This is a genomic window from Capnocytophaga leadbetteri (genome assembly GCF_003054025.1).
Lineage (GTDB): Bacteria > Bacteroidota > Bacteroidia > Flavobacteriales > Flavobacteriaceae > Capnocytophaga > Capnocytophaga leadbetteri.
Genome location: NZ_QBKG01000014.1, coordinates 50,875 through 57,170, shown reverse-complemented (window position 1 = coordinate 57,170; position 6,296 = coordinate 50,875). Strand labels below are relative to the sequence as shown.

4 protein-coding genes are annotated in these 6,296 nt (G+C 42.7%); 1 reads left to right on the top strand and 3 read right to left on the bottom strand.

Going from position 1 to position 6,296, the window contains the following annotated elements:
* Positions 1-663 precede the first annotated feature (663 nt).
* From C8P65_RS09845 to C8P65_RS09835, 3 genes are all read right to left on the bottom strand, one after another.
* Positions 664-1,854 (bottom strand): 6-bladed beta-propeller, encoded by a 1,191-nt coding sequence (locus C8P65_RS09845; RefSeq protein WP_107782658.1) that lies wholly within the window; start codon positions 1,852-1,854, stop codon positions 664-666.
* A gap of 55 nt (positions 1,855-1,909) precedes the next feature.
* Positions 1,910-2,512 carry a CDP-alcohol phosphatidyltransferase family protein gene (locus tag C8P65_RS09840; RefSeq protein WP_107782657.1) on the bottom strand — a complete coding sequence of 201 codons (603 nt, stop codon included), beginning with the start codon at positions 2,510-2,512 and terminating at the stop codon, positions 1,910-1,912.
* Between the two features lie 428 nt (positions 2,513-2,940).
* Positions 2,941-3,669, bottom strand: coding sequence for a TrmH family RNA methyltransferase (locus C8P65_RS09835; RefSeq protein WP_107782656.1), 729 nt, complete (start codon positions 3,667-3,669; stop codon positions 2,941-2,943).
* A gap of 40 nt (positions 3,670-3,709) precedes the next feature.
* On the opposite strand from C8P65_RS09835, the gene tamL reads away from it, so the two are divergent.
* Positions 3,710-6,283, top strand: a complete 2,574-nt coding sequence (gene tamL, locus C8P65_RS09830) for a translocation and assembly module lipoprotein TamL (RefSeq protein WP_107782655.1) — start codon at positions 3,710-3,712, stop codon at positions 6,281-6,283.
* The last annotated feature ends 13 nt before the right edge of the window (positions 6,284-6,296 follow it).

Genomic DNA, 6,296 nt, shown 5'->3' with positions numbered 1-6,296 from the left:
AAGTTATTGACTTCAGGTTTCACTCGATTCTTTAAATCTTATTTTGTGCTGTACAACATTATGTCAATGTACGTGTTGTTTCTTCTTGCAAGAGCACTTATCGTCTCATTTGCGGGTGCAAAGGTACGGCGTTTTTTTAATTCTGCAAATTTTTTAGCAACTTTTTTTGAAGTTTTTTTGAGGGAAATGGTTAAGTGGTTGGAAATCAGATGTTAGAGAGATGAAGATTTTTTGGGAGGTTGGTAGGAAACATCCCCCCCTAACACATACTCCGCTGCGCTAGCTCGCGGACTTCCTTCAAAGGGGGAGATGCGACGGGCAAGCATACACGAACAATATGATGTAGGGACAGGTGAGAGGCTTGGGAGTAACATCCCCCCTGCCCCCTTCAAAGGGGGAGATGCGACGGACAAACATACACGAACAATATGATGTAGGGACAGGTGGGAGGCTTGGGAGGAAACATCCCCCCGCCCCCCTTCAAAGGGGGAGATGCGACGGGCAAGCATACACGAACAATATGATGTAGGGACGGGTGGGATATTGTGCAAAAAAACTTTGCTAAAAGCTATAGTGGGTATTCCTATAGCTTTTAGCAAAGTTTTTTCCGAAGTTCTTTATCAAAATATATTTCTATATCTCTTTATCTCTTTAGTTATCTTTTTAGAACTTGTTCAACGTGTAATAAATTAGAATGGGATTATCGCCTTTTTTGAAGGATTCGCTTTTCTTCTTGTTTGCTTCAGAAAGAAATGGCATTTCTTTTAGCACTTCGTAATCATTTTCCCTTGGATAATAATACTTGATAAGCTGATCATCATAAAAACTATCAGGGAAAGCTAAGAAAGGAAGTCCCTGTTTGCTTTGGGCTATCCCCCCTCCTACCATATTGCCACTGTGCTTGTCGCGGTAAACTACAACATTGCCTATTTTATTAGAAATAAAAAACACATTGTGATAAGTGGTTTCGATATAATCACCTATACAATAGTTATAATTATGGTTGCGTATAGCATTTTCAAAAACACTAAAATCTTTGCCATAAATATACGAATGTGGCAGCTTGTGGTCGTAATCTAAAATAAACTCTGCTGCTAATTTGTTATCCTTAGGGTTATATTGATAAATAGTGTCGGATATTTCGGCTGTTATCTTTACCAAATCGGCTACTCTATAAAGGTAACTTTTAGCCGAAAAGGCTTTGCTCTCTTTATCGGGTAGGGCTACCGCATTGAGCTTGAGGTCTTTATTTATAAACTGCAAACGGTAGTTGCTTTTGTCGCCTAAGTTTGTATTTTGCCCTACAAGCGATTTTAGCACATATCCATCGGGGGTAGCTGCCATATTGAGAAAGCCTATAGGCAGGTATTTGAAACGAAGAAAATTGCCTTCTTTATCAAAAATAAGAAGAAACGAATGCTTGTAAGCTATTAGTTCATTGGTTTGGGTATTAAAATCGATGTCATAAAGGCGATAGAGTTGTTCTGGCTTTTTGCCGTTAGGAATACGCTTTACGAATTTCCCTTGCCGAGTGAAGATGGCAATGCCCCACTCATCAAGGTCGTCCATAATATAGATGTGTTCGGCAGTGGTAACAACTTTGCGAATCTGCCCTAAGCGGCTTTGTGCCGTGGTCTCTAAAGGTACGAAATTGATTTCTTTGAGTAACGCTCCAAAATCGAATTCTTTGTCCTTTACTAAAAAAGGGTTTAGATTTAAGTGCTGGGCTTGGGAGGTTTCTGCCGTTAGCACTTTGGTATCGGCTAATTGTAGCACAGCCGTGTCGCGAAAAGGCTGTGCAAAGCTGGCAGTAATAGAGGCGGTAAGAAGCCCTAAAATGATTGGTAATTTCATACGTTTTTAAAAGTTTATAATTAAGTCGCAAATATAGTACTTTTTTCTAACTATCCTAACTATTCAGCCATTTATTTTTTTTGATAGTCTTTCCTTTTCTGATAAGGTAGGCGTGGTAGGCGCTGGGGATGTCGTTTTGCCAACGGGGGAGCAACAGTATAATAAGAATGACATCGGTTTGGGATAATAGTCCCCAATAGATAGCTAACTGCAATGGGAAGCCGCCATACCCAAAGCCAATAAGGGAGACAAAGGCTACGAGAAGGGTAAGTCCCCATATTTTAGAAAGGAAGGCGTGGGTGCAGGTCTCTTTGCCAAAGCGCAAAAAACTCAAACCATAGCAGAGGGCTTCCATAACAAATAGAGTTATAATCTGATAGCGGTAGGCTGTAATAAGGGCGGGGTTGAGCCAATAGCAGGCTACCCCCACTGAGAGCCAGAAAACTAAATCGGTTTGGCTATCGAGGCGACGCATCTTTACGGTGCTAATGCCCCTATGGCGGGCTATGATACCATCGAAGATGTCGGATAGGAGTCCTACTACTATAGCAATGACAATTGCGGGGCGGGCTACGCTTTCGGGGGTGGCGTAGGCTATCCACAATATAGTAGGAGCTAATAAAAAGCGAAACAGTATTAATATATAAGGTAAGGGCATTGGGTTTTAGGTGTTAGGTTTTAGAATGTGATGCAAAAATCGTGCTAAAAAAGTGGGAGGGGTATTAACATCCCCCCTAACACATACTCCGCTGCGCTAGCTCGCGGACTTCCTTCAAAGGGGGAGATGTGACGGGCAAACGGGGGTATTAACATCCCCCCCAGCCCCCTTCAAAGGGGGAGATGTGACGGGCAAGCATACACGAAAAATATGATTTTATTGAATAAAAGAAGATACTTAATATAATGTAGAGATAGGTAGGAGTGTGAGCCGCACAGGCAATTGTGGGACTGGTGAGTGTAGTACTTTTTTCTGTTTTGAGGTCGATTGTTGGACGTTTGTACTTCGCTAATTATTCGCTTATCCTTCGGTGTTCCTGTATCCTTCCTATATCGATTGTATAGGGTAGGCGTATTTAGAAAAATTTTCTAATGATGCCCCATAACTTCACTTAAAATAATAGCTCCTGCCATCGCTACATTGAGACTCTCGGTGCGTTGGTGTTGGCTAAAGCGGGGAATCGTAATCACTTCATTGGATAAGGCACGTACCTCTGAACTGATGCCATTGGCTTCGTTGCCTAAAATAAGTATGCAATCTTTGGGAAAAGTAGCTGTATAGAGATTTTCGCCCTCTAAGTCCATTGTATATACAGGGAGCGCTGTGGTGGTTAGAAAAGCAGCTAAATCGAGGTAATGCACTGCTACACGGGTAAGCGAGCCCATAGAGGCTTGCACTACCTTGGGATTGTAGCAATCGACCGTTTGGGTGTTGCAGAGTAGGGTTTCGACTCCGAACCAATCGCATAGGCGGATGATAGTACCCAGATTGCCAGGGTCTTGCACATTGTCGAGCGCCACAATAACGCCCTCTTGCAAGATGCCTTTGTGCTTAGGTTGCTCAAAAACGGCTAAGCCCTCATCGGGGTTTTGAAGGGTGCTGACCTTGCGCAATTCGTCTTTGCTAACTGGTGTAATAAGATGCTGGGGCACGCTGGCCGTAAAGGCTTCAGTAGCGATAAGCAGCTGGGGGGTATAGCCCGCTTGTAGAAATTCGTTGATACTTTTCTTGCCCTCTACTATGAAGATTTTCAGCTCGTTACGGTATTTTTTTTGGTGTAACTTCTGAATTAATTTTACTTGATTTTTGCTAAGCATAAATATATTATGTAATTTTGAGCCCTAAAAACAATTATTTGTGAAAAAGGCGTTTTTTCGATATTCGTTTGTCAGTGGGCTATGTGTTTTGCTCTGCTATTTGTCGGCTTGTGAGGCTACTAAACGGGTGGCTGCCGATGATTATTTGCTGCGCGAAAACAAGGTTTACGTGAATGGTACCCCTACTGATGATGCAAAGGTAAACAATTTTATCTTTCAAAAGCCTAATTCGTATATTTTAGGGTTGCCGGTAAGTTTGTATATTTACAACTGGGCGAACCCTCATTCTGAAGAGGAATTTGTACAATGGCTTGATAATCACCCTCGTTGGCATCGATTTTTGAATGGCTTCCTCTCTAAAAAGCAGGTAGGGAGGTTGCAACAATCTTTTTTGGTGTCGGGTATTGACCACCAGCTTCAGAAGATTGGGGAGGCTCCGGTAGTACTTGATACGGCACAAGTGCGGCGGTCGACTAAGCAGCTGGCGGCTTACTATAGGAGTATTGGCTATTTTAACGCTAAGGTAGGTGATAGCGTCCGCAAGCTGACGAAAATAGAAAAGCGCACGGCTACTGTAGATTACTACATACAAACGGGCGACCGCTATTATATAGACAGTCTGAAGACGGCTATCACATCGCCAGAGATAGATTCGGTGTACCGATTGCACCTTGATAAGACGCTGCTAAAACAGGGGGCTCCGTATCAGTTGGCGGACTTTGCTGGGGAGCGGACGCGCCTCTATACGCTTTTCCGTAACAAGGGTTTTTATACTTTTCAGCAGAGTTCTATCAATTTTGAGATAGTGCGCGACACGGTGCATAAGCAGAAAGACCGCAACCTACAGGTAACCACTAACATAGGCGACCTAATAGAGCGCGATGGTGATGTGGTGACTACTAAGAAGTATAAAGTGCATCATATCAATAAGATACGTATGTATACTGACTATGACAGTCAGACGGATAAATCGGCGCTTGATTCGATAACTTACCGCGACCTAATTATCTACTACAAGGATAAGCTGCACTACCGTCCGCGGGTGCTTTGGCGTGCTTCGGGTTTGCGCCAAGGGCAGCTGTACAGCGACACTGATAGGGGGAATACTTATAAGCAGCTGAACAATTTGCGCGTATTTCGCTACCCGAATATGGAGTTTAAATATCCGCCTAAAGATACGCTAATGAACAAGTTAGACGCGAATATCTATTTAAGTCCGTTGGATAAGTTCTCGCTTAGGCTGACCAATGAGATTAAGCGTTCGGAGATTGAGGCGATAGGCTTTGGGGTAGGTACTGCTTTCTCGGCGCGCAATGTATTTAGAGGGGCTGAGACTTTAGAGCTGAACCTACAAGGGACTTTTGCGTCGCAGCCTTCGCTAAATGACTCGCGTTTCTTTAACACTTCTGAGATAAGCGGCGATGTGAGGTTTATCTTCCCTACTATTCTCTTTCCGCTGAATACACGCAAGCTGATTCCGTACTATATGACTCCTCAGACAATATTGCAGGCGGGTATGAGTTATCAGACGAATATAGGTATTGACAAGCGCACCACGTCGGGGCTATTGCGCTATGTATGGAACCCGCGTGAGCAGAAGAATAAGGTGATTTTTGATCTTATCAACGTACAGTATGTTAATAATATCAATCCGCGAAACTTCTTTAGCATCTACCAGAGTACGTACGAACGACTGAATGACATATCAAGAAAGTATCATTTAGGAACGGCTTATGTGGATAATAGGGGTAATCTGACCCCCAGAGAGGGTACTTTTAGGTTCTTAGAAGATATTTTCAACCGAAATATAACTGTACAAGCAGAAGATGCAGTACCACTATTAGGTATTTTGGAGCGGTACAACCGGATTACGAACAACGACTTTATCGTTTCGAGTAGTTATACGTATATTTTCAACAGTAAATCGCAGTTTTTTGAGCGTGACTTCTCGCAATTTCGTATAAAAGTAGAAGCTGCAGGTGGTTTGCTCAATACTTTGGCTTCTACTTATAACGTAGTGAAGACAGATAATAACAAGAATAAGATTTTTGGGGTTGAATACGCTCAGTTTGCTAAAGGAGAGCTGGATTTTATTAAGCATTTCCCGATAGGAAAGCAGAATTCGCTGGCTTTTCGTTCGTTTTTTGGTATAGCGGTACCTTATGGCAACTCTGATAATATACCTTTTTCGCAGAGTTATTTTGCAGGAGGAACCACTGACAATAGGGGTTTTAAAGCCTATCGTTTAGGACCAGGGGCAAGTCAGTCGGTATTTGATTATAACGAGGCGAATATGAAGTTGACGCTGAATTTGGAGTATCGTTTTCAGATGTTAGGGGCTTTTAAAGGGGCTCTCTTTACGGATGTGGGGAATATCTGGAATGTAGCCGACAATACGCCTATAGCAGATAATAAATTCGTAAATTTCTCTTCGCTAAAAGATGTAGGGGTGAGTACGGGCTTTGGGCTACGTTATGATTTTAACTTTTTTGTAATTCGCCTTGATATGGGCGTGCCGACTTACGACCCTGCCTACGAGGTAGGCGACCGATGGATTAAGAAGTTTAAAATGAAAGATGTGGTATTTAACTTTGGGATAAACTATCCGTTCTAAAGACGAAAGACAC

Coding starts and splice junctions, on each gene's coding strand:
- C8P65_RS09845 (WP_107782658.1), bottom strand. CDS start 1,854: ATGAAATTACCAATCATTTTAGGGCTTCTTACCGCCTCTATTACTGCC.
- C8P65_RS09840 (WP_107782657.1), bottom strand. CDS start 2,512: ATGCCCTTACCTTATATATTAATACTGTTTCGCTTTTTATTAGCTCCT.
- C8P65_RS09835 (WP_107782656.1), bottom strand. CDS start 3,669: ATGCTTAGCAAAAATCAAGTAAAATTAATTCAGAAGTTACACCAAAAA.